At 33.7% G+C, this 22,865-nt stretch carries 18 protein-coding genes, 2 tRNA genes and 2 pseudogenes; 11 read left to right on the forward strand and 11 right to left on the reverse strand.

What is annotated here, in order from left to right; all coding sequences use genetic code 11:
* Nucleotides 1–26: 26 nt before the first annotated feature.
* Both mfd and GQR97_RS05555 read left to right on the forward strand, forming a co-directional pair.
* Complete coding sequence (mfd, locus tag GQR97_RS05550; RefSeq protein WP_158846290.1) at nucleotides 27–3,377, forward strand: transcription-repair coupling factor; 3,351 nt, start codon at nucleotides 27–29, stop codon at nucleotides 3,375–3,377.
* A 70-nt stretch (nucleotides 3,378–3,447) separates the two neighbouring features.
* A complete protein-coding gene (locus tag GQR97_RS05555; RefSeq protein ID WP_158846292.1) occupies nucleotides 3,448–4,791 on the forward strand; it encodes a TlpA family protein disulfide reductase in 1,344 nt (447 codons plus the stop codon).
* A gap of 6 nt (nucleotides 4,792–4,797) precedes the next feature.
* Here the strand turns inward: GQR97_RS05555 and GQR97_RS05560 are convergent, their stop codons facing one another.
* From GQR97_RS05560 to GQR97_RS05570, 3 genes are all read right to left on the reverse strand, one after another.
* Nucleotides 4,798–5,157 carry a YraN family protein gene (locus tag GQR97_RS05560; protein ID WP_158846294.1) on the reverse strand — a complete coding sequence of 120 codons (360 nt, stop codon included), beginning with the start codon at nucleotides 5,155–5,157 and terminating at the stop codon, nucleotides 4,798–4,800.
* 48 nt (nucleotides 5,158–5,205) lie between these two features.
* Nucleotides 5,206–6,180, reverse strand: coding sequence for a phosphotransferase (locus tag GQR97_RS05565; protein WP_158846296.1), 975 nt, complete (start codon nucleotides 6,178–6,180; stop codon nucleotides 5,206–5,208).
* A gap of 267 nt (nucleotides 6,181–6,447) precedes the next feature.
* On the reverse strand, nucleotides 6,448–8,694 hold the full coding sequence (locus GQR97_RS05570) for a TonB-dependent receptor (RefSeq protein ID WP_158846298.1): 2,247 nt from the start codon (nucleotides 8,692–8,694) through the stop codon (nucleotides 6,448–6,450).
* A gap of 102 nt (nucleotides 8,695–8,796) precedes the next feature.
* On the opposite strand from GQR97_RS05570, the pseudogene GQR97_RS05575 reads away from it, so the two are divergent.
* Nucleotides 8,797–9,459: pseudogene (locus GQR97_RS05575) on the forward strand (metal-dependent transcriptional regulator).
* A gap of 147 nt (nucleotides 9,460–9,606) precedes the next feature.
* Nucleotides 9,607–10,146 carry a hypothetical protein gene (locus GQR97_RS05580; RefSeq protein ID WP_233267608.1) on the forward strand — a complete coding sequence of 180 codons (540 nt, stop codon included), beginning with the start codon at nucleotides 9,607–9,609 and terminating at the stop codon, nucleotides 10,144–10,146.
* Nucleotide 10,147: 1 nt separating this feature from the next.
* Here the strand turns inward: GQR97_RS05580 and GQR97_RS05585 are convergent, their stop codons facing one another.
* From GQR97_RS05585 to GQR97_RS05605, 5 genes are all read right to left on the reverse strand, one after another.
* Nucleotides 10,148–11,026: a DUF1080 domain-containing protein gene (locus GQR97_RS05585; RefSeq protein WP_158846302.1), complete on the reverse strand. Its 879-nt coding sequence runs from the start codon at nucleotides 11,024–11,026 to the stop codon at nucleotides 10,148–10,150.
* A 76-nt stretch (nucleotides 11,027–11,102) separates the two neighbouring features.
* A complete protein-coding gene (locus GQR97_RS05590; protein ID WP_199269910.1) occupies nucleotides 11,103–11,240 on the reverse strand; it encodes a FeoB-associated Cys-rich membrane protein in 138 nt (45 codons plus the stop codon).
* Nucleotides 11,241–11,252: 12 nt separating this feature from the next.
* Nucleotides 11,253–13,352 carry a ferrous iron transport protein B gene (gene feoB / locus GQR97_RS05595; protein WP_158846304.1) on the reverse strand — a complete coding sequence of 700 codons (2,100 nt, stop codon included), beginning with the start codon at nucleotides 13,350–13,352 and terminating at the stop codon, nucleotides 11,253–11,255.
* Nucleotides 13,345–13,581, reverse strand: a complete 237-nt coding sequence (locus GQR97_RS05600) for a ferrous iron transport protein A (protein WP_158846306.1) — start codon at nucleotides 13,579–13,581, stop codon at nucleotides 13,345–13,347. The genes feoB and GQR97_RS05600 overlap by 8 nt, the downstream gene beginning before the upstream one ends.
* Before the next feature lie 155 nt (nucleotides 13,582–13,736).
* Nucleotides 13,737–14,405 (reverse strand): SCO family protein, encoded by a 669-nt coding sequence (locus GQR97_RS05605; RefSeq protein WP_158846308.1) that lies wholly within the window; start codon nucleotides 14,403–14,405, stop codon nucleotides 13,737–13,739.
* A 161-nt stretch (nucleotides 14,406–14,566) separates the two neighbouring features.
* Between GQR97_RS05605 and rseP the strand changes: the two genes are divergently transcribed.
* Both rseP and GQR97_RS05615 read left to right on the forward strand, forming a co-directional pair.
* Nucleotides 14,567–15,913: an RIP metalloprotease RseP gene (gene rseP, locus GQR97_RS05610; RefSeq protein ID WP_158851610.1), complete on the forward strand. Its 1,347-nt coding sequence runs from the start codon at nucleotides 14,567–14,569 to the stop codon at nucleotides 15,911–15,913.
* Between the two features lie 80 nt (nucleotides 15,914–15,993).
* Nucleotides 15,994–16,067: transfer RNA gene (locus GQR97_RS05615), tRNA-Asn, on the forward strand.
* A gap of 466 nt (nucleotides 16,068–16,533) precedes the next feature.
* On the opposite strand, the gene GQR97_RS05620 is transcribed toward GQR97_RS05615, so the two are convergent.
* Together GQR97_RS05620 and mce are read right to left on the reverse strand one after the other, a co-directional pair.
* A tRNA-Ile gene (locus tag GQR97_RS05620) sits at nucleotides 16,534–16,607 on the reverse strand.
* Nucleotides 16,608–16,658: 51 nt separating this feature from the next.
* Nucleotides 16,659–17,061: pseudogene (mce, locus tag GQR97_RS05625) on the reverse strand (methylmalonyl-CoA epimerase).
* Nucleotides 17,062–17,356: 295 nt separating this feature from the next.
* On the opposite strand from mce, the gene rbfA reads away from it, so the two are divergent.
* The 5 genes from rbfA to GQR97_RS05650 all read left to right on the forward strand — a co-directional run bounded on the left by rbfA (nucleotide 17,357) and on the right by GQR97_RS05650 (nucleotide 21,618).
* On the forward strand, nucleotides 17,357–17,758 hold the full coding sequence (rbfA, locus tag GQR97_RS05630; protein ID WP_158846310.1) for a 30S ribosome-binding factor RbfA: 402 nt from the start codon (nucleotides 17,357–17,359) through the stop codon (nucleotides 17,756–17,758).
* A 1-nt stretch (nucleotide 17,759) separates the two neighbouring features.
* Complete coding sequence (locus GQR97_RS05635) at nucleotides 17,760–18,965, forward strand: ABC transporter permease (protein WP_158846312.1); 1,206 nt, start codon at nucleotides 17,760–17,762, stop codon at nucleotides 18,963–18,965.
* 448 nt (nucleotides 18,966–19,413) lie between these two features.
* Complete coding sequence (locus tag GQR97_RS05640) at nucleotides 19,414–20,016, forward strand: TetR/AcrR family transcriptional regulator (protein WP_158846314.1); 603 nt, start codon at nucleotides 19,414–19,416, stop codon at nucleotides 20,014–20,016.
* Nucleotides 20,017–20,070: 54 nt separating this feature from the next.
* On the forward strand, nucleotides 20,071–20,871 hold the full coding sequence (locus GQR97_RS05645) for a haloacid dehalogenase type II (RefSeq protein ID WP_158846316.1): 801 nt from the start codon (nucleotides 20,071–20,073) through the stop codon (nucleotides 20,869–20,871).
* Nucleotides 20,872–20,883: 12 nt separating this feature from the next.
* Nucleotides 20,884–21,618: an SDR family oxidoreductase gene (locus GQR97_RS05650; protein WP_158846318.1), complete on the forward strand. Its 735-nt coding sequence runs from the start codon at nucleotides 20,884–20,886 to the stop codon at nucleotides 21,616–21,618.
* 248 nt (nucleotides 21,619–21,866) lie between these two features.
* Here the strand turns inward: GQR97_RS05650 and dusB are convergent, their stop codons facing one another.
* The gene (dusB, locus tag GQR97_RS05655) at nucleotides 21,867–22,862 is read right to left on the reverse strand and encodes a tRNA dihydrouridine synthase DusB (RefSeq protein WP_158846320.1); all 996 of its coding nucleotides are present in this window, start codon (nucleotides 22,860–22,862) and stop codon (nucleotides 21,867–21,869) included.
* Nucleotides 22,863–22,865 lie beyond the last annotated feature (3 nt).

Raw genomic sequence — 22,865 nt, forward strand, 5'->3', positions numbered from 1 at the left:
ATTTGTAACCGTAAAACCATAATTAGGTGAGTAAATCTATCCTCTCGCAAACGTATTTACAGACTTTGCAAAAGCAAAATCTGCAAACTGCTGTTGCCAAAAACGAAAATAAAATACATTTAACTGGCCTTGTAGGCTCATCGTTATCCTTTATAATATCAAGCATTTTTAAGGAAGCCGACAAGCCTTTTCTTATGGTTTTTGACGACAAAGAAGAGGCCGCTTTTTACCTCAACGATTTAGAGCAACTTTGCAATGATAAAGATGTGCTTTTTTACCCAGGAAGCTACCGTAGACCATACGAAATAGAAGAAACAGACAACGCTAATGTATTATTACGCGCCGAAGTTTTAAACCGCATAAACTCACAGAAAAAACCAGCCATAATTGTTACTTATCCCGATGCCCTTTTTGAGCAAGTTGTTACTAGAAAAGAGCTAGAACGCAACACACTAAAAGTAGCAGTAAACGATAATTTATCAATAGATTTTGTAAACGAAGTCCTTTTTGAATACCAATTTAAGCGTGTCGATTTTGTTACCGAACCTGGTGAGTTTTCAGTACGTGGTGGTATTGTAGATGTATTTTCATTCTCTAATGATGAACCTTACCGAATAGAATTTTTTGGAGATGAGGTTGACAGTATCCGTACTTTCGATGTAGAAACTCAGCTTTCCATTGATCAAATAAAAAAAATAAACGTTATTCCAAACGTTGCCAATAAATTATTAGACGAAAAACGACAAAGTTTTCTAAAATACATCGCCGATAAAACAGTTATCTGTTTAAAAAATGCCGAGTTACTTTTTTCTAGAATCGACGATTTTTACAATAAAGCAGAAATCGCTTTCAGAAATTTATCTTCGGAAATAAAACAAGTAGAACCAAAGGAGCTTTTCTGCAATTCAACCTTATTAAAAAAACAATTACTAGATTTTTCAATTATCGAATTTGGAAGCTCGTCTATAATGACGAAAATTGGTAGCGTAGTGCAAAAAATAGAGTTTAAAACCACTCCGCAACCATCTTTCAATAAAAAATTCGATTTATTAATTGAAGACCTAAACAGCAATCATAACAAAGGCTACACCAATTATATTGCCTGCGTAAGTGAACAACAAGCCAAACGCTTTCACGATATTTTTGATGATGTTGAAGGTGAAGTCTCCTACCAAACCATCGTGCTTTCTCTATACCAAGGTTTTGTGGATCACGATACAAAAATAGTATGTTATACCGATCATCAAATTTTTGAACGTTACCATAAATTCAATGTTAAAAACGGCTATGCAAAAAAGCAAGCCATTACCTTAAAAGAACTTACAAACCTAGATATTGGCGATTATGTAACACACATCGATCATGGTGTTGGTCGTTTCGGCGGACTTCAAAAAATAGATGTTGAAGGCAAAAAACAAGAAGCTATTAAGTTGGTTTACGGCGAGCGTGATGTACTATATTTAAGTATTCATTCCCTTCATAAAATCACTAAATTTAATGGTAAAGATGGCAAACCTCCCAAAATTTACAAACTTGGCAGCACCGCTTGGAAAACTTTAAAACAAAAAACCAAAGCCCGTGTTAAGCATGTGGCATTTAATTTAATAAAACTTTACGCTAAGCGGAAAACAGAAAAAGGCTATCAATATAATCCCGATAGCTACATGCAACATGAATTGGAAGCATCTTTTATTTACGAAGACACACCCGACCAAAGTAGCGCAACTGCCGATATTAAAGTCGACATGGAAAGCGAACGCCCTATGGATCGTTTAATCTGTGGTGATGTAGGGTTCGGTAAAACCGAAGTAGCAATTCGAGCCGCCTTTAAAGCCGTAGATAATGGTAAACAAGTCGCTATTTTAGTACCAACTACCATTTTAGCCTATCAGCATGCAAAAACATTTCGTGAGCGTTTAAAAGATTTCCCTGTAACGGTAGATTATGTTAATCGTTTTAGAACTGCAAAAGAAAAACGCACCACTTTAGAAGGATTAGAAAAAGGAAGTGTTGATATTATAATCGGCACACACCAACTTGTAAACAAAAATGTAAAATTTAAGGATCTCGGGCTTTTAATTGTAGATGAAGAACAAAAGTTTGGTGTTGCAGTAAAGGAAAAATTAAAAACACTAAAAGATAATGTTGATGTCTTAACGCTAACCGCAACGCCTATTCCACGAACGCTACAATTTAGCTTAATGGCAGCCCGAGATTTATCTGTTATTACTACGCCGCCTCCAAACCGATATCCAATAGAAAGTAATGTTATTCGTTTTAACGAGGAAGATATTCGTGATGCCGTGAGTTATGAAATTCAACGTGGCGGACAAATTTTCTTCATCCATAATAGAATTGAAAACATAAAAGAAGTTGCTGGTTTAATTCAACGTTTAGTCCCAGATGCTAAAATTGGTATTGGCCATGGTCAATTAGATGGTAAAAAACTAGAACACCTCATGCTATCCTTTATGGATGGCGAATTTGATGTTTTGGTAAGTACAACTATTATTGAAAGTGGTTTAGACGTACCAAATGCCAATACTATTTTTATAAATAACGCTAATAATTTTGGTTTAAGTGATTTACACCAAATGCGTGGTCGTGTTGGGCGAAGTAACAAGAAGGCTTTTTGCTATTTTATTACGCCAGAATACTCGGCTATGACGGACGATGCCAGAAAACGTATAACCGCATTAGAACAATTTACAGAGTTAGGAAGTGGTTTTAATATCGCTATGAAAGATTTAGAAATTCGTGGTGCTGGCGATTTACTTGGTGGAGAACAAAGTGGGTTTATTAATGAAATTGGATTCGATACCTATCAAAAAATATTAAGCGAAGCTATTGATGAGCTTAAAGAAAATGAGTTTAAAGACTTATATGATGAGCCCGAAGAAGATCGCGTTTACGTAAAAGACGTGACCATCGATACCGATTTCGAACTTCTTTTCCCTGATGACTATGTAAATAATATCGCCGAAAGATTAAGCTTATATACACAGCTAAATAATTTAAAAACTGATGCTGAATTGCTTACATTTGAAACAGAATTGATTGATCGTTTTGGAGAATTACCAATACAAGTGACCGATTTATTAAATAGTGTCCAAATAAAGTGGTTAGCTACCAAAATTGGTTTCGAAAAAGTGATTATGAAACAAGGTAAACTTATTGGTTATTTTATTAATGACCAACAAAGCAACTTTTATCAAAGCTCTGGTTTCACCAAAGTATTACAGTTTGTCCAGAAAAATCCTGGCGCCTGTAAAATGAAGGAAAAGCAAACTCGAAATGGTTTAAGATTAATGCTAACTTTCGAAAAAATAAAAACAGTAAAACAAGCACTAAGCGCCTTACAACCTATTGTGGCTTAATTCTTGTTTCATTTTAAAATAAAAATAGTCCATTTCTTTAATTAGAAGAACAATTAATACATTCAAAACCGTGAAACGCTTATTATTTTTTATTTACCTCTTACCAAGTATTTTATTAGCACAACACAGCATTAAAGGAAAATTCTCTCCCGCGAAAGAATACAATTTTGCTTTACTTTACAAGGTAACTCCAACTTTGTCAGAATATATTTCTAATACAGAAATTGATAAAGAAACTGGTTGTTTTGAGTTTCAATTAGATTCTACTAAAACAAAAGGAATGTATCGTGTGGTATATGCTATACCTCAAGAAGATTATAATTTTGATATTATTTACAACGGTAAAGAAGATATTGAATTAACTTTTAATTCTGAAACCGGCGTTACTTTCAAAAAATCTGACGAAAACAAATTATTAGCATCGTACACCAATAGCATGTCGATGGTTACGCAAAGCATTGGAAATTATTTTAGAGAAGAAAGCAAAAACTCCAAAGCTTTAAAATCAATATTTAAAACACAACAAGAAACACAAGAAAATTTTGAAAAAGCAGCAGAAGGCATGATGGCTTTAGATTTTATTAAAGCCAACCAACCTTATGTCCCAACTGAATTTGAAGACTTAAAAACCTATATAAATAACTTAAGAGTACACTATTTCGATCATATAAACTTCAATAGCAAAACTCTACAGAGCTCTAATTTTTTAGAAGAAAAAATGCTGAATTATGTTTTCGGAATGTCTTCTAAAATTGAAGATGAAGCTACAGTTTACAAGAATAATATCGATGTTTTTCATGAAATTTTAAAAACAACGCCACAAGGTGTAAAACGTATTTTATTAGTCGATTTATGGCAACAAATGGCAGATTTAGGTTTTGAGTCGGTTGCTAACTACATTTCAGACAAGTATTTAATGCCAGTTGCAAAATCGTTAAATGATAAAGATTTAATCGATGGTTTAACCTTATTTAAAAACACATCTATTGGTAGAAAAGCACCAGATTTCACATTAGAAATCAAGAAAGATAAGAAGCTAGTTAAAACACAATTAAGCGCGCTAGATATAGCTCAAACTTATGTGGTTGTTTTTTGGAGCAGCACATGTTCTCATTGTTTAGATGAAATTCCACAGTTACAATCTTTTGTACAATCTTTAGATAAAGGTTTAGTTCAAGTTGTAGCAGTTGGTCTAGAAGATGATCCTTATAAATGGAAAGATTTAACCTATACTTACCCAAGTTTTATACACGTTTATGGCGAAGGAAAATGGGATAACAAAATAGGAAACGATTACGGCGTTACTGCAACGCCAACATATTTTATTCTAGATAAAGACAAAAAAATTATTTCTAAACCTGAAGATTTTAAAGTATTGCAAGCCTTTTTTGGACAAGAAACTGATGAAGAATAATATCTATTAAAAATGATAAAAAGCGTTCTCTAAATGCTCAATTTTAAAACCTTTGCCTTCTTTTACAATCGCAACAATATCAAAACGCACCTCAACATCTAGGCTGTTAGAAATCACGTATTCATCTACCGCTTTTACTAAGCGCTGAATTTGTTTGGGTTTTACAAACTCTTCTGGGTTTCCAAAATCGCTGGTCGATCTTGTTTTAACTTCAACAACAGCAAGAACGTCAATTTTTTTAGCAATAATATCAATTTCCGATTTCTGATAATGGTAATTACGTTCCACAATATCATAACCATTTTTCAATAGAAAATCGACTGCCAATTGTTCTCCTTTTTTACCAAGCTCGTTATGTTTTGCCATAAACCAAAGGTATACTTAATTTTACAACTAACCTGAACAGCTATGCTTTTACAGGTTTTCAATTTGATAATATTTTGCCCAAGATTTAAATCTACCAACAAACATTTTAAGGTAATTTTCCGAGAGAAAAATATTAGACCAATCCCATCTTTGAGCTTGCACACCAAGATAAAACACAAAAACCACAAGTCCCGCCATAGGAATGAGTTTTAATTCTTTTTCAGATAATTTAGTGATGCTTTCGTAGCCTTTTAAAAAGCTTTCTTTTTTTATTTCATATTCATTTTTATCTGCCTCGATATAGAAAAGTTGTTTACAAAAATAGCCAACATCCAAAATTTGCGAACCATTGCCACAAAAATCAAAGTCGAAAATTGTAATATCCGTTTTATTAGCAATACTCATATTATCATACCAAATATCCATATGAACAACACCTTGTTTTGTATGCTCGAAATGCGAATCTTGATACGATGTTTCAATGGCTTTAATAAATTCCATTTCGGGTAATGCCTCTGAAAAGTACGGCTTCAATTTTTTATAAGAAGTTTCTAAAAGCGATTTTTTATTATAAATACTGCGCTTAAGCTTTTTGTTTTCGGTGACTTTATGAATTTTCGCCATAAGTTCGCCTACTGCAAAACAAGAGCTGCTATCCATAAACCTTACTTTTTCTCCTTTTGCATATGTAAAAAGCACGGCATACCTAAGTCCTTCTGGAGCTTTTATATCTTGTATGTACTTTGTGTTTTTATCCCGAATAGGAAAAGAAACGCTTAAACCATTTTCTTTTAATACATTTAACAAGCTAATTTCTTCTTGAATTTCAGTTTTAGATCTCCAATTATAACAATATAATCTTAAAACATATTTTATTTTCCCAGAGGAAAGCATGTAGGTATGATTCATTCCTGTTCGGAAAAGTTTGCATTCTAGGTTAGAATCTAAATTGTATTTTTCTTTAATATAATCGCCTAATTCTTGTGCGGAAATAGTTGAAGTTATAACTGGAAATGTTTTCATTTTTTACACTTTACAAAAAAATATTTCACTTTTAATTTTAAACTAAATTCGCTGATAACCTAGCCCTGATAGCAGCGACATCCTTTTTGTGAAGCTTAAATCTTAACTGCACTAAATTAATAAGTCGAATTTTTCCATAAAGATACTAAACCCTTTAATTAAGATCGAAATTGCTTCTCAAAAAGATATAGCGTATAGCAGGATTAGCTCCTAAAAACTATTTTTAAGAAGCTTTAAACACGGTATTCAAGACTGTTTTGAAATTATTTACTTAAACGAATACCTTAATCCTAAAAAAGCTCTTATTCCTTGGTTTGGTGCGTAAACATAAGACGGATCGAAGGTTAATGCGTACGGATTATCTGGAGAAACCTGGGGGTTGCCTTCATTATCGAAAGTAACATCTTTATCGAAAGGATCGTTTGCTCGCGCGATAATAAATGGATTCCCTTTATTTGGCGTCCAGTTTAAAAGGTTTTTGACTCCTCCGTAAATTTCTAAATTATCGATACCATCATAAGTAAATTGTATGTTTTGAATACTCCAAGTAGGCGAGTATTCACTTCTTGGATCCAAATCACTTAATAGCGGTAATCGCATTGGCCCGTAAATATTACCCGTATAATCTACTGTTACATTGTATTTGTAGTTTTTATATGAAGCCGCCCAGGTTCCCGTAAAACGTTCGGTAAGTATTTGACGTGATTTTATACCGTTTTCGGTTTGCGTAACATCTTGAACCGTACCACCAACAAGAAGCTTTATGCCACTAGCTACGGTAGCATCTAGATTTAAACTTACACCTTTTGTTATAGCCTTACCATCGAGGTTATCGTATATTATTTGGGTAGAATTTGTATCATAATCGGGTGTAATTAAGTTTGAAAAATGCGTGTACCATGCCGAGGCATCTAGCCCAATAATCATCCCAGATTTTGTATACATTTTTTTAAGATAGTTAACATTTATGTTAAAAGAACGCTCTGGCTTTAGCTCTTCTGCAATAATAACATCTCTTGCTCCAGTAAGTGCGGCGTGCTCTTCGGTAAAAATATTAACCACTCGAAAACCGGTTCCTGCGTTTACTCTAAAAATATCGTCGGCTGTTGGTTTAAATTTATAAGCAATTCTTGGTGTAAATATGTTCCCGTGTCTTTCGTCATAATCGTAACGTGCGCCTAGTAATACGGTTTGCTTTTCGCTTAGTCTTATTTCATCCTGTACAAAAAGAGAAGGAATCACCATTTCATCTGCTGCTGCGGTCGCTGGTGTATTATCGTTATAATAATTATACCGTGCCGCTGCTCCAAAAAGTAAATCGTGATTTTTAAGAGATTTATCCCAAGTAAATTGTCCGAAACCAATTTTTTGCTGCGCTAAATACTTAACGTCTCCATAAACCGAATTTTGATCGTGATCTGTATACGAAAATTGAAACATAACCTTTTCTTTAATAGGAAGTTGGTATTTACCTATAAACTCACCTCTTTTTGTATAAATACTTTCGCCATAAATTTCATTGCCTCCTCTAAAAGAAGAATCCCATTGCATTTCTCCTCCCCATCGATCTTCGTAAAACACGCGACCAACCAAAGAGAGTACTCTATTTTCTTTACGTTTAAAATTCCATTTTTGAAAAACAGATATCCTATTCTGAAGTGTTAAATCTGTAAAATTATCACCATTATTATCAATAGGGTTGTTGTAATTAAAGTAATTAACACCAAACAGCAGGTTGGCTTTTTCTCCAACTTTAGTATTAAAACCTAAATCTAAATTAAGTTCTCCCCAACCTGTTGCGTAACTATCTGCAAAAAAACGTGGTGCATTTTCGGGAAGTTTAGTTATAATATTAATAAGGCCACCAACGGCTTCACTTCCATAAAGTGATGAGGCTGGACCTTTTACAATTTCAATTTGTTCTATTAAAGAATTCGGAATTCCCGATAAACCGTAAACAGTAGATAAACCACTAACAATTGGCATGCCATCTATTAAAATTAAAGTATACGGCCCTTCCAGGCCATTAATATGAATATCTCCTGTATTACAAACATTACAATTAATTTGTGGGCGAACTCCATTTACATTCTGTAAGGCTTCAAAAATATTTGGAGTGGGGTTCTTTTTTAAAAACGTAGATGAATAAACCTCCACTGGTACCGGGCTCTCTAGACGAGAAACCGCTTTTAATGTTCCAGTGACAACAACTTCTGATAATATTTCGGATTCTGGTAAATCGAAATTTATAGTAATATCTTCTGTAGAGACTGTTATGCTTTTTCTTTGTGTTTGGTATCCTGTAAAAGAAGCTATAACAGTATACTTTCCTGGGCTTATATTATTTATACTAAATGAACCATTATCTCCTGAAACCGCTCCTTTTTGAGTCCCTTTTAAATAAACATTTACATAAGCTAGCGCATCGCCATCTGTTGTTGTTTTTCCTTTTATAGTTTGGGCATTAAACGTAAAACTGAACAAACTTAACATTCCAAATATTAGACCTCTCATGATATTATTTTTCTGCAAATATAAAATAATATTTAGATTAGTCTAAAATTAATTTTAATATTATATTTATTATATATTTGCGCCATACCTAAAAAACCAATCATGATTACCCTTACGGAAGAAAATTACCTTAAAGCCATATACCATTTAGGCAAACAAGGCGAAAACAACGTAAGCACCAATGCTATTGCTCAAGAAATGGAAACCAAGGCTTCTTCAGTTACAGATATGATTAAGAAACTTTCGGAAAAAGAATATGCCGATTATAAAAAATACCAAGGTGTTACCTTAACCGTAAAAGGAAAGAAAATAGCCGTTAATGTGGTTAGAAAACACCGTTTATAAGAAGTTTTTTTAGCTGAAAAATTAAATTTTTCTTGGGATGAAATTCATGAAGTTGCAGAACAACTTGAGCATATTAAATCTGAAAAACTGATAAAACAATTAGATGCTTTTTTAGGACACCCAACTCACGATCCGCATGGAGACCCTATTCCTGATGAAACAGGACAAATAAAAAGTATTGATAAAATATTACTAGCCCAAGCAGACGTTAACGATGTTTGTATTTGTGTTGGCGTTAAAGATTCTTCATCCGAATTTTTAAAATATTTAGATAAACACGATATTGCACTGGGAACAGAATTAAAGATAACTCACAAAGAGCCGTTTGATAATTCGGTAACTATAACTATTAATAACTTAGAGTTTATAACTTCTAATATAATTGCAAATAATATTTTTGTAAAGGTTAGTAAAACCTAGCAATTCTCCATTTCTTTTCTTTTTCTCAAAAGCCCGTTATAAGTTAGTCTCAATAAAATGTACAAATCTTCAGCTTTATTCTGAAAAAGAAAAAAAAACAACTATAGGCACGAAGTTTGTTGCTTACTTTTACTTAAAACAAAAAACATGAAGTTGCTATCTCTTATTTTTATAACTGTATTTTGTTTTTCCTGTATTCCAGTGCGTATTGCTCCAACCATCAAAACGGACAAAGTTATGGTAGCAAAAAAGTTTAAACGAAAGCTTCCAAAACGTCAGGCTTTTATTTTTGAAGATCCAAAAAACTCCAACGAGTTTTATAATTACGTAAACACAAAATACGAGTTACAACACCAAGACGTGGAATTTAATGTGCCTTTTAAAGTAGATGGTCAATTACTTTACTTCTCGTTTCATGAAGTAGAAATACCAAACAAGACTTTTAACCTTATTCCTGTAATACTAGATGCTAAGTTAGACCATGAAGGGTACGATCCGCTATTTGAAGACAGTTACACATCGAGACAGGGTAACTGGTATATTGTCATTACCGTAAACGATGAAGCCATGAATGATTGCTTAAAACCTAATAACCTATATAAAGCATCCGTTTTAAAATATTTAAAACAGATGCGATTAGAATACTTAAATACAAGTAATTACTTAGAAGCTTTATTAAGACGATAAATTAGTTCTTTTTAAACTTAACTATTTTTCTAATACTTTTTGGGAATTTCTTTATTGAAGTTAAAGTCAAATCTTTATAATAACACTCAGCTGCTTCCGATTGGATTTGGATTTGCCCTTTATTTAAAATTTCACCTTTATCATTTTTAGCATTTTCAACCACCATAACGACATGGCCGTTTACTAAATGTACTGCATTATTTCCTACCACATAAATCTCTAAATGATTCCACTCACCGTGCGGTGCATCGTGCTCTGATCCCGCATTAATATATCCGTTTGCTTCAAAATACGCATCGGAATTTGGGTTGTATTTTTTAGACTCACCTCTAACATCTGCAGTAGGCTTCCCTCTTTTAGGTTCTGCCGTTCCTCCTCCTAAAGGAATAAAATCGCCTAAATCTGTTTCTTGTACTTGATATTCTAACGAGGTTTTCCATGTTTTCCAAAAAGCGCCGTGCTCACCATAGCAATGGTAAAGGATTCCACTATCACTCTTAGCGTCTAATCTTGGCTCCCATTTTTTATCACCCCATTTAAACATGGTGCTTAAATGATAATTTTCGTAATCTTTTTTTGTACTTATACAGCCTAAAATTTCTCCACTAATATGTAAAATCAATTCATCATTTTCCTTAGAAACTGTAAAAACATCTTTAATATCATTATTTAAACCTAATGCAGTTCCTTTATGCACGTTATCCGATTGATAAGTACCATCCGGCAACCCCGTAACAGTTACATGCGGAACACCAAGCCATTTATCAAATTGGCTTAAGTTTTCGTCTAATAAATGAATAGTTTTAGATTTTTTTTGCGCTACTGAAATTAAACTTGTAAAAATTAGTAGCAGAAAAATGTACTTTAATTTAGAATTCATGGATTGGCTTATTTAGTTTAGCCAAATATAGAGATTTTCTTAAAAAAAGCGGTGATATTTATATTATGAATATCTACTAATGACATCCACAGCCATCATCGCCACCGCAGGCTTTTTTAGAATTCGGTTTTTTCCAGAAGTATTTTTTCACCAAAAAGAAAACAGCAAAAGCCATGGCTGCAAAAACAAGTATATTTTGAATAATTGTATTCATTTTCTTAATTTATTATTTCAGTAATTGAAAAGCAATTAAAGCAGTAATATACGCAATTGCTGTCATAATTACTAATTGCCAAACCGGCCATTTCCAGCTATTCGTTTCGCGTTTTACAACAGCCAAAGTACTCATGCACTGCATAGCAAACGCATAAAACAGTAATAATGAAATCCCTGATGCCAAAGTAAATAACGGACCGCCCAAAATAGGGTTGGTTTCTTTAGCCATTCGGTTTTTAATAGTATCTACGTCATCATTTCCAACACTATAAATAGTTGCTAGCGTACCAACAAAAACTTCACGAGCAGCAAAACTACTTACAATAGCAATACCTATTTTCCAATCGTAACCCAAAGGTCTAATTGCAGGCTCAATAGCATGGCCAGCAATACCTATAAAAGAATGTTCTAACTTATACGACGCTATTTTTTGTTGCAATTCATCATCAGATAAATTATTAGAAACATTTGCTGTTGTAACAATTTCTTCTGCTTTATTAAAATTATCTCCAGGGCCATAAGATGCTAAAAACCAAAGCACAATAGAAATAGCTAAGATAATTTTACCAGCTCCAAATACGAAAGACTTTGTTTTCTCTATAACGGTTAATGCTACATTTTTAAAAAGTGGCAATTTGTAATTCGGCATTTCAACTACAAAAAAGGATTTACTTTTTATTTTAAGAATCTTATTTAAAATATACGCTGAAACTACTGCAGAACCAAAACCTAGTAAATAAAGTAACATTAAGGTAAGTGCTTGATAGCTTAAACCTAAAAATCGACCTTCGGGAATTACAAGCGAAATAATAATTAAATAAACCGGTAACCGTGCCGAACAGGTTGTAAAAGGCGTAACTAGAATGGTGATTAAACGCTCTTTCCAACTTTCAATATTTCGAGTAGCCATAATAGCAGGAATAGCACAAGCAGTACCAGAAATAAGTGGTACAACGCTTTTTCCGCTAAGGCCAAAACGCTTCATAATATTATCCATTAAAAACACCACACGACTCATGTACCCACTTTCTTCTAAAACAGAAATAAAGAGAAACAGAAAAGCTATTTGTGGAATAAAAATTACGATTCCTCCAAGACCAGAAATAATACCTTCAGCTAATAAATTGGTAAAAGCACCAGCTGGCAAAGTGACTTTAACCCATTCGCTTAACGATGCAAAAGCACCATCTATTAAATCCATTGGTACGCTAGACCAATCGTAAATAGCCTGAAAAATAGTAAGTAAAATAAAAAAGAAAATAAGATAACCCCACACTTTATGAGTTAAAACTTTATCAAGTTTAGAACGTAAATCCTTAGCTTGAGAAGCATCTACCGTTTTTCCTTTTTTAAGAACATTATTTATAAACTGATAGCGTTTTATAGTTTCACGCTGTTGTAAACGTTTTAAATCGCCACTGGTTTTAGTTTTAAAACTTGCAATGGCATCAACTTCTTTCCGGTCCGTTTTTCCGAAGTTAACATCTTGAGTAATTACCAACCAAAGCTTATATATTAATTGGTTAGGAAATGCTTTTCTTAAAGCATCAAAATACGGCTTATCAATCTCCGACGGATCTAAACAAGGCGCTGCTGAAACATCACGGTAATTTGTAATAAGTTCCTTTAAGCGATCTATACCGTCTTTTTTACGTGTACTTACTAATGCTATTTTGGTTTGAAGTTGTTCTTCTAAATAATCGATATCCAACGAAATCCCTTTATACTTCATCCTGTCGGACATGTTAATAACAAGAATCGTTGGGATTTCTAAATCTTTAATTTGAGTAAAGATTAAAAGATTCCGTTTTAAGTTCTCAACATCACTAACAACAACAGCAACATCTGGATAATCTTTATCGTTTTTATTTAAAAGTAACTCAATAACCACATTTTCATCAAGCGAAGATGCATTTAAACTATACGTGCCGGGCAAATCGATAATATGAGCTTTTACACCACGTGGCAGCTTACAAACACCTTCTTTTTTCTCCACCGTAATACCTGGATAGTTTCCAACTTTTTGATTTAAACCCGTTAAGGCATTAAAAACAGAGGTTTTTCCGGTATTTGGATTCCCGATTAAGGCGACATTTATTTGCTTACTCATGCGTTACTTTTTCAATTAAAATATGCGAAGCCGTTTCTTTTCTAATAGCAACATGCGACCCGTTTATGTTCAAATACATAGGATCTTTAAAAGGCGCAAGCTGAATGAGCTCTACAAAATTCCCCGGCAAACAACCCATTTCTAATAATTTCAATGGAATGTTTTTCGATGAAACATCGGTAATAACTGCGCGTTCGCCTCTTTTTAAATGTGCTATAGTGTCTTGCAAGCTTATTTAGATTGATTTTAAAGAAGCAAAAGTAATGTAAATGTTTAGAAGTTAAAAAGTTTATCTAGAAAATAGTTTACAGTTGCCTTGTTTTTATTAAAATTCACATTGCTAGTTTTCGTCGTAACAACCAATATTTAATAACAAATCGACTATTACTTTTCTTGTTTTAAGATTGAAATATCACTTAATAACCTGTCGATATCTTCTTCTTTTGTACCATCATAAAAACCACGAATCTGTCGTTTTTTATCAATAAGCATAAAGTTTTCAGTATGTACCATATCATAGGAGCCACCAAATTCCGCATCCTTTACAGCGAGATAACTTTTTCTGGCCAAATCGTAAATCTCTTTTTTTTCACCTGTAACTAAGTTCCATTTTTTATCGTTTACTCCTTTCTCAATTGCATAGCGTTTTAATTGTGCTACCGTATCAATTTCGGGCGTTACGGAATGTGAAAGCAACATAACCTCATCATCATTTATTATTTCCTTTTGAATTTTCACCATATGATCTGTCATAATCGGGCAGATGGTTTGGCAGGTAGTAAAAAAGAAATCGGCTACATAAATTTTATTTTTATAATCATCTTGAGTAATAGTTTTTCCGTTTTGATTCAACAATGAAAAATCGGCTATTTTATGATATTTTTTTTGATAATGAAGCGTACTATCTACCAACTCAGCACTTACCGAAGCGGGTTGATAAATGGGTAATGGTTGGTAAACATTTAAAGTATTATAAATTAAAGTAATAATAACCAAGGAGATAACCCCGAAAACAATGAAGAAAATCTTGTATTCTTTAAAAATAGAGCCCATTATTCATAAATTTTCAACAAAAATACGAGATAAATTAGAGAAGCAGACTGTGATTGAACCCTAAATTCCTGTTAAAACCATTTGCTTTGTGTGATAGACTTTTTTAAAGTTGGTTTAAAAGCTTACTTTTGTGCGATTATAAAAAATTGATTGAAGAATATATGGAGTTTGTTATTAAAATATCGCAATTTTTGCTAAGTCTTTCGCTGTTAATTGTTTTACACGAATTAGGGCATTTTATCCCTGCAAAGCTTTTTAAAACGCGAGTAGAAAAATTTTACTTATTTTTTGATGTAAAGTTTTCTTTATTCAAAAAGAAAATAGGCGATACCGTTTATGGAATTGGCTGGTTACCTCTTGGTGGCTATGTTAAAATTGCCGGCATGATAGATGAAAGTATGGATACCGAACAAATGGAAAAAGACCCCCAACCATGGGAATTTCGCTCCAAACCTGCTTGGCAACGTTTAATTATTATGCTAGGTGGTGTTACTGTAAACTTTGTTTTAGCAGTGGTTATCTATATTGGAATGAGTTATTTTTATGGTGACAAATTTCTTCCTATTCAAAATATTCAAGATGGTTTATTAGTACAAAGTAGCGTAGCTAATAACGCTGGACTTCTAACTGGTGATAATGTTGTTGCCGTTGATGGGACTAAAATTGAAAATTTTTCTCAAGTATCTGAAAAAGTTCTTTTTGGAAAAGACATTACCATTGAGCGCAACGGACAAGAAAAGACCATTACATTTCCTGAAGATTTTTTAGCACAATTAATAGAATCTAAAGAAAAAGGTTTTATAAGTTTAAGAATGCCTTTCGCTGTAGTTGAAGTACCAGACTCCTCTGCAAACAAAAGTAGCGGACTTAAAAAAGGAGATATTATTGTTGGCTTAAATGATTATAAAACTAAATATGTAGATCAAGTTGTTACTGGCTTAGATAAATTTAAAGGTCAAAAAGTTTCGGCTACCGTATTAAGAGATGGTAAAGAAACGACCTTACCTTTAAGCATTAGTAGCGATGGTAAATTAGGTATAGTCTACGCACCACAATCTACATTTTCAACACTAGAAGCTTTAAATTACTATAAATTTGAAACTAAAGAATATGGCTTTTTTGAAGCCGTTCCTGTTGGGTTAGAAAAAACTGGCGATAAAATATCGTCTTACATCACACAGTTTAAGGCTATTTTCACACCAAGTACAGGCGCATACAAAGGCGTAGGAGGCTTTAAAGCTATTTACGATATATTTCCTAGCTTTTGGAGCTGGCAAGTATTCTGGGGTATTACAGCGTTTTTATCTATTATGCTAGGTGTTTTAAACTTATTACCTATTCCTGCTTTAGATGGTGGGCATGTTATGTTTTTGCTATACGAAATGATATCTGGAAGAAAGCCAGGCGATAAATTTATGGAGTATGCACAAATGGTTGGATTCTTTCTTTTAATAGCATTAGTACTGTTTGCAAATGGAAATGATATTTACAAAGCAATTTTTGATTAATTTTTTAAAAAAAATTAAAAAAATGTTTGCGGCATTTAAATAAAGTTCTATATTTGCAACCGCTAAGCAAAATAGCACAGTCCTTCTTAGCTCAGTTGGTTAGAGCATCTGACTGTTAATCAGAGGGTCCTAGGTTCGAGCCCTAGAGAAGGAGCAAAATTAAGTCTAACAGAAATGTTAGACTTTTTTGTTTTTAATAGGTTTTGGTTTTTCTGAGAATTCAATAGGGCCTCATAATATTATAGCTCTATAAACAGAAAACGTGAACTAACACTCAAGGCTTCTAAACCATCTAAGATACTTAAACAAATTACCAAGGTATAGAACGCTTTTAAGCTGTTTAACACAATACTTAAACGATCTTACAAACGAAGTGAATAAAGCCGGAGGTAAACGCTTAAAATATTTATTTAAAACGAGCTCTACATCAAATCGAAATCATTACTTCATGTTTTTTGGTAAAGAACAAATAAGATGTTCCTAGAAAACAACCTCTATTTCTAAAAACAAACAGAATAGCAACACACACATTCTATCAATAAAGTCCCTCGTTTCGATCATATTTAACTTTAAAGCACAAAAAAAGCTTCACATTGCTGTGAAGCTTTACAATCTCTATGTGGTCCCACTTGGGCTCGAACCAAGGACCACCTGATTATGAGTCAGGTGCTCTAACCAACTGAGCTATGGGACCGAAATTGGAGTGCAATATTACTATTTATTTTAGATGTAACCAAAAAAAATATCACTTTATCTCTAGACAAAGTTCAATTAGTACACCATTTGTAGATTTCGGATGTAAAAAAGCTACTAATTTATTGTCGGTTCCACGCTTTGGAACCTGGTTTATAATTCAAAAACCTTCATTTTTTAAACGGATAATTTCAGTTTCAATATCTTCAACATCAAACGCAATGTGATGGACTCCTTCTCCATTTTTATCAATAAAACGTGCTATTGCGCAATCTTCCGAGATTGCCTCTAGCAATTCAATTTTATTATCGCCAACCTTAAAAAATGATGTATTTACATGTTCGTTTTCTACCGCTTCAGTTTTATTAAGATAGTTCCCAAAAAAGTTTTGAATGTAAATTATTAGAAGCCTCTAGATTTTTTACAGCAATGCCAATATGTTCTATTTTTTTCATCTAGAAACCTGTTTTTTCATTTCTGTAAATGCGAAAATCTTAATTTTATTCTAACAATACATGCAAAAGAAAATATCAAATCTGTTTCGACGCACTTCTTTCAAATCCTCTTGGCGAGAATATCACTAAATAATCTACCCCAGGCTAAAAGAATAAACGAGCCTGTATTTCTTCCGCGAAAGCGAAAATCTGCTAATTATTATCTAAATTAATCTGAAAATATTAAAATACATTCCGAAAAAGAAGATAATCTTTAAATATCCTTTATTTTTGCAATCTAAAAGCATTTTATAAAGTGGAAGAAGCAGAAAGTCAAAGACAAAAAAAAATAGGCGGTGTTTTACAGCAAGATTTAGTAGAAGTTCTTCAAGGAGCTGCTACACAAGGCGGAATGCGCGGTGTTTTAATATCGGTATCTAAAGTAAAAGTGACTGTAGATTTATCGGTTGCGAAAGTCTATTTAAGCATTTTTCCTAACGATAAAGCGCCTGCACTTATGGAGGGCATAAAATCGAATACACCATTAATTCGTCACGAATTAGCACAACGCACCAAACATCAGTTACGCCGTATGCCTAATTTAGAATTTTTTATAGACGATTCTTTAGAGTACATCGACCAGATTGAAAAATCATTAAAAGGCGAAGAAAACCCTATAAAAGATCCTAATATTTTAGACAAAAGAAAAAAATCGTAGATTGAGTTTTCCACTATATATAGCAAAACGTTATTTGCGCTCCAAAAGCAGCAATAACGCTATTAATTTTATAACCAACATTGCTATTATTGGTGTTATTCTTGGAGCTGCATCTTTATTTATTGTGCTATCTGGTTTTGCCGGATTAAAAGATTTTACACTACAGTTTTCTACAGAAATAGATCCAGATTTAAAGGCCGAAACCACCGTTGGTAAAACCTTTGTGCTTACTAAAGATATCGCTGAAAAACTCGATAATTTAGAAGCCGTTGCCGAGTATTCTAAAATTATAGAAGAGCGCATTTTTATAACTAGCAATAATAAAACAACTATTGCTAGAATAAAAGGCGTCGATGGCAATTTCCAAAATATAGTAAATATAGATTCTGCCATGGATACGGGTAATTGGGTGGAACAAAACACAAACGAAATTGTAGTGGGTTGGGGCATTGCAAACCACTTATCGCTAGGTGTTCTCGATTTCACAAAAGCTATAAACATCTATGTACCCAAACCTGGAAAAGGGCAAATAACATCTACAAAAGATGCCTTTAACACGGTTCGCGCAGCAAATGTTGGGGTATTCTACATAAACGAAACACTAAACGATGGCTACATTTATGCACCTATAGATTTAGCCCGAAATCTCCTTAATTACAAAGAAAATCAAATATCTTCGATAGAATTTAAACTTAGTCCTAACGCAGACGAAACCGAAGCAAAGCAAAGCATACAAGCCATTTTGGGCAATAACGTTATTATAAAAAATCGCGCCCAATTAAACGATGCGCTTTACAAAATGCTAAACACCGAAAACCTAGCAGTATACCTCATTTTTACGCTTGTACTCATTATTGCATTTTTCAACGTTATCGGATCATTAATTATGATGATGCTCGATAAAAAGAAAAGTTTAAGCACCCTGTTTAACATTGGAGCTACGGTAAAAGATATTCGTAAAATTTTCTTCTACCAAGGTAGTTTAATGAGTATTATTGGCGGCCTAATCGGACTAGGAGTAGCATTTATAATTACACTATTACAACAACATTTCAGTTTAGTGATGATCACGCCATCTCTGCCATATCCCGTCGCTATACGTGTAGAAAACTTTTTTATCGTATTCCTTACCATTTCCGTTTTAGGAATTATTGCATCAAAAATCGCATCGGTTCGTATTACAAAAAACATGGTAAAAACCGTTTAATACCATATCTGGTTTGAAATTACTGTAAAATAAAATGATGATTTTTTTCTTTATATAAAAAATAAAGCATAGCCTTAGTTACGGCTTCTTTTTATGTTGAAGTAGAAAGGAAAAAAGGGCGTTTTATTGCTGTTATGTTAAATAAGAAACCGTCTAAATTATTTGGGCGAGTTGCCATGAAAAATGTCAAACAGGCTTTCCGCTATATCTTTTTTTATACAGAACTTGTTTGAATATTTCATCCATTAAATATAATCTCTGCCAAATTCCAATATCTAAACTTTCTATTTAAAAGTATAAAAAAAGGATGCCGCATCAATCCTTCTCGCGGGTTTATCTGCCAACCAAAAGCATAACACCACAAAGTATTTGTATCAGTACAAAGTATAATTTAACAGAAAAAGTTAAAAAAACATACCTACTAGTATTTTTTATATACATTTGTAATATGTTACAGGTGCAAAAATCGGAATTCACAAAACAAACCATTCTTAACGAGTCGTTTAAACTGTTTTATAAAAACGGATTTAAAACTACAAGTGTAGATACTATAATGAAAACCACCAAACTAACAAAAGGTGCGTTCTATCATCATTATAAAAACAAAAAAGAATTGGGTCTTGCCGTAATAAGCTTAAAACTACAAGAGCGCGTTTTTAAAGGTATGATAGAACCTTTACAACAACCCGGAAACGTTGTAGATATTCTAGAAAACACATTTTCCGAAAGGTTAAAATCTTTCTCTCTGCACGATAAAAAACACGGTTGCCCAACAAACAATTTTATAAACGAAATTGGCGATTTTGAAACTGCATACCAAATGGCTCTCAAACAAATAATAGATAATTGGCGCGATGCCTTAATCCAATTATTAGAACGCGGAAAATTGGAAAACACCATTAAAAAAAACATCGCAAGCGCATCGGTTGCTGTATATTTAATAAGTGCTTTTGAAGGCGTACGTGGTATTCGAAAACTATATGACACAGATATTATTTTAGACCAATACATGGCTGGCTTATCTATTTATTTACAACAAATTAAGAGTTAATATTTTTTTACATAAAAAACATACCTATTAGTATGTTTTAAAAACAATTACAATATGAAAAACGAAAAAAACAAAAGAAGAGATTTTCTAAAAAAATCGGCAATGGTAGGTTTAGCAGCTCCACATTTAGTATTTTCATCATCAGAAGCAAACAACTCAATGAATTCAACATCTAGCAATCGACCAAAAGTATTGTTTTTTGATGTAAACGAAACACTGCTCGATTTAACGGCCATGAAAGAGAGTGTTGGTAAAGTACTTGGCAATCGCCCAGATTTATTACCGCTTTGGTTTACTACCATGCTGCAATACTCTTTAGTAACTACAGTAGGACGACAGTATAACGATTTTGGAATTATAGGCTCTGCGGCACTACAAATGGTTGCAGCCAACCATAACATTTCGATTACCGAAGAAGAAGGTAGAGAGGCTATTTTAGGTCCTTTACGTTCTATACCCGCACATGCAGAAGTAAAACAAGCGTTACAGAGTTTAAAAGATGCCGGATACACTTTAGTATCATTTACAAACTCGTCTAACAAAGGTGTGGAAACACAATTTAAAAATGCTGGATTAACGCAATATTTCGAACAACGTTTAAGTATTGAAGATATGGGTAAATTTAAACCACATGCCGATGCTTACGACTGGGCCGCAAGAAAAATGGGTGTTAAACCTAGCGAGTGCATGTTGGTAGCGGCTCATGGTTGGGATATTGCTGGCGCGCTTTGGGCCAATTGGCGTGGTGCTTTTATTAGTCGTCCGGGAGCACAATTATACCCTTTGGCACCATTACCTGAATTATCGGAGTCTAATTTAAAAGACATAGCAGATCAATTAATTGCAATGAAATAAATAATATACATTATGAATCTAGAAAACAAAGTTATTATAGTAACCGGATCGTCTAAGGGTATAGGAAAAGAAATTGCTATACAGTTAGCCAAAAATGGCGCAAAAGTAATTGTTAATTATTCTAACAGCGAAACAGAAGCAACAGAAACCGTCGATGCTATTGTTAATAATGGTGGTGCAGCAATTTCTGTAAAAGCTGATGTAAGCCAAAAAGCAGATGTTGTAAACCTTTTTGATAAAGCCATAGAAAAGTATGGTAAAGTTGATGTTTTGGTTAACAATGCTGGTATAATGAACAATAAACTTATAAAAGATAACACTCAAGAAGATTTTACAAGTCAGTTTGATGTTAATGTGCGCGGTGTTTTTAATACGCTACAAGAAGCAGACAGCAAACTAGCAGATAATGGAAATATTATTAATATCTCATCGAGTACTGCAAAATTAATGTTTCCTACTTATGGCATATACTCAGCCACCAAAGCGGCTGTTGAGCAAATGACGCGTGTATTTTCTAAAGAAATCGGACGTGGTATTTCGGTTAACGCACTTGCTCCTGGCGCCACAGAAACAGAGTTGTTTTTAAAAGGAAAATCGCAGGAGTTTATTGATAAACTTAGCGGTATGAACGCCTTTAATAGATTAGCAAAACCAATTGATATAGCCAACGTTGTTGTGTTTTTAGCCAGCGATGAATCTAAATGGGTTTCCGGACAAGTTATTGGCGCTAATGGTGCATTGGTTTAAAAGAAATTTCAATTATCGACAACGGGAGGTATCGCAGCTATAGTCGGGTATAGTTCATTCTCTTTGTGATTCCTCCTAACGTCGTTAAGCAGTAAAAATAGTCTTCAATAAAATTACCTTCGCAAATTATTGCAAAAGCGATAGTAATGGTTAGCTTTTGGCGAGGCGCGCATCGAGCCAAAACTAGTAATGGATAGCGCGGTGGCTTGCCATTTGCCCTAATTTTTATAATTAAACTATTTTAAGGTTTATTCTGTGAATTGATATCCTGAAAATTTTTCTAGAACCTCATCGAAAGCCGCAAAAACATCTCCAGATTGATCGGATGTTACCATTTTCATGCGGTGTTCCTTAAAGTGAGGAATGCCTTTAAAATAGTTGGTATAATGACGGCGAGTTTCGAAAACACCTAACGTTTCTCCTTTCCAATCTATAGCCATTTGTAAATGACGACGAGCAGCTTCTACACGCTCCTCTAGACTTATTGGTGCCAAATGCTCACCAGTTGTAAAAAAGTGTTTTACTTGTTTAAAAAACCATGGATTCCCAATACTCGCACGGCCAATCATGCAGCCATCTAATCCGTAATCGTCACGCATTTCCATGGCGCGTTCTGGTGTGGTAACATCTCCGTTTCCGAAGATAGGAATATGCATACGTGGATTATTTTTTACTTGTGCAATAGGTTTCCAATCGGCATCGCCTTTATACATTTGAGCACGTGTACGACCGTGAATTGCAATGGCTTTACAGCCCACATCTTGCAAACGCTCGGCAACCTCAACAATACGAATAGAATCTTGATCCCAACCTAAACGCGTTTTTACCGTAATAGGAATACTGGTGCGTTTTACCATTTCGGCGGTAAGTTGCTCCATTAAACATACATCTTTTAAAATGCCTGCTCCTGCTCCTTTACTTACCACTTTTTTTACTGGGCAACCAAAATTAATATCTATAATATCTGGTTTAGATTCGGCTACAATATCTATGGTTTGTAGCATGCTATCTAAGTTTGCTCCAAAAATTTGAATACCTACTGGGCGTTCTTTTTCGTAAATATCGAGTTTCATCACGCTTTTTGCAGCGTTACGGATTAAGCCTTCGCTCGATACAAATTCGGTATAAACCACATCTGCGCCTTGTTCTTTGCAAAGTGCGCGAAATGGCGGGTCGCTAACATCTTCCATTGGCGCTAAAAGCAATGGGAAATCGGGCAATTCTATGTGATCTATTTTTACCAAGTG

Source organism: Algibacter sp. L1A34, assembly GCF_009796805.1.
In the GTDB taxonomy this organism is placed as follows: Bacteria; Bacteroidota; Bacteroidia; order Flavobacteriales; family Flavobacteriaceae; genus Algibacter.

Coding starts and splice junctions, on each gene's coding strand:
- GQR97_RS05560 (WP_158846294.1), bottom strand. CDS start 5,157: ATGGCAAAACATAACGAGCTTGGTAAAAAAGGAGAACAATTGGCAGTC.
- GQR97_RS05565 (WP_158846296.1), bottom strand. CDS start 6,180: ATGAAAACATTTCCAGTTATAACTTCAACTATTTCCGCACAAGAATTA.
- GQR97_RS05570 (WP_158846298.1), bottom strand. CDS start 8,694: ATGAGAGGTCTAATATTTGGAATGTTAAGTTTGTTCAGTTTTACGTTT.
- GQR97_RS05580 (WP_233267608.1), top strand. CDS start 9,607: ATGAAGTTGCTATCTCTTATTTTTATAACTGTATTTTGTTTTTCCTGT.
- GQR97_RS05585 (WP_158846302.1), bottom strand. CDS start 11,026: ATGAATTCTAAATTAAAGTACATTTTTCTGCTACTAATTTTTACAAGT.
- GQR97_RS05590 (WP_199269910.1), bottom strand. CDS start 11,240: ATGAATACAATTATTCAAAATATACTTGTTTTTGCAGCCATGGCTTTT.
- feoB (WP_158846304.1), bottom strand. CDS start 13,352: ATGAGTAAGCAAATAAATGTCGCCTTAATCGGGAATCCAAATACCGGA.
- GQR97_RS05605 (WP_158846308.1), bottom strand. CDS start 14,405: ATGGGCTCTATTTTTAAAGAATACAAGATTTTCTTCATTGTTTTCGGG.
- rseP (WP_158851610.1), top strand. CDS start 14,567: ATGGAGTTTGTTATTAAAATATCGCAATTTTTGCTAAGTCTTTCGCTG.
- GQR97_RS05640 (WP_158846314.1), top strand. CDS start 19,414: ATGTTACAGGTGCAAAAATCGGAATTCACAAAACAAACCATTCTTAAC.
- GQR97_RS05645 (WP_158846316.1), top strand. CDS start 20,071: ATGAAAAACGAAAAAAACAAAAGAAGAGATTTTCTAAAAAAATCGGCA.
- GQR97_RS05650 (WP_158846318.1), top strand. CDS start 20,884: ATGAATCTAGAAAACAAAGTTATTATAGTAACCGGATCGTCTAAGGGT.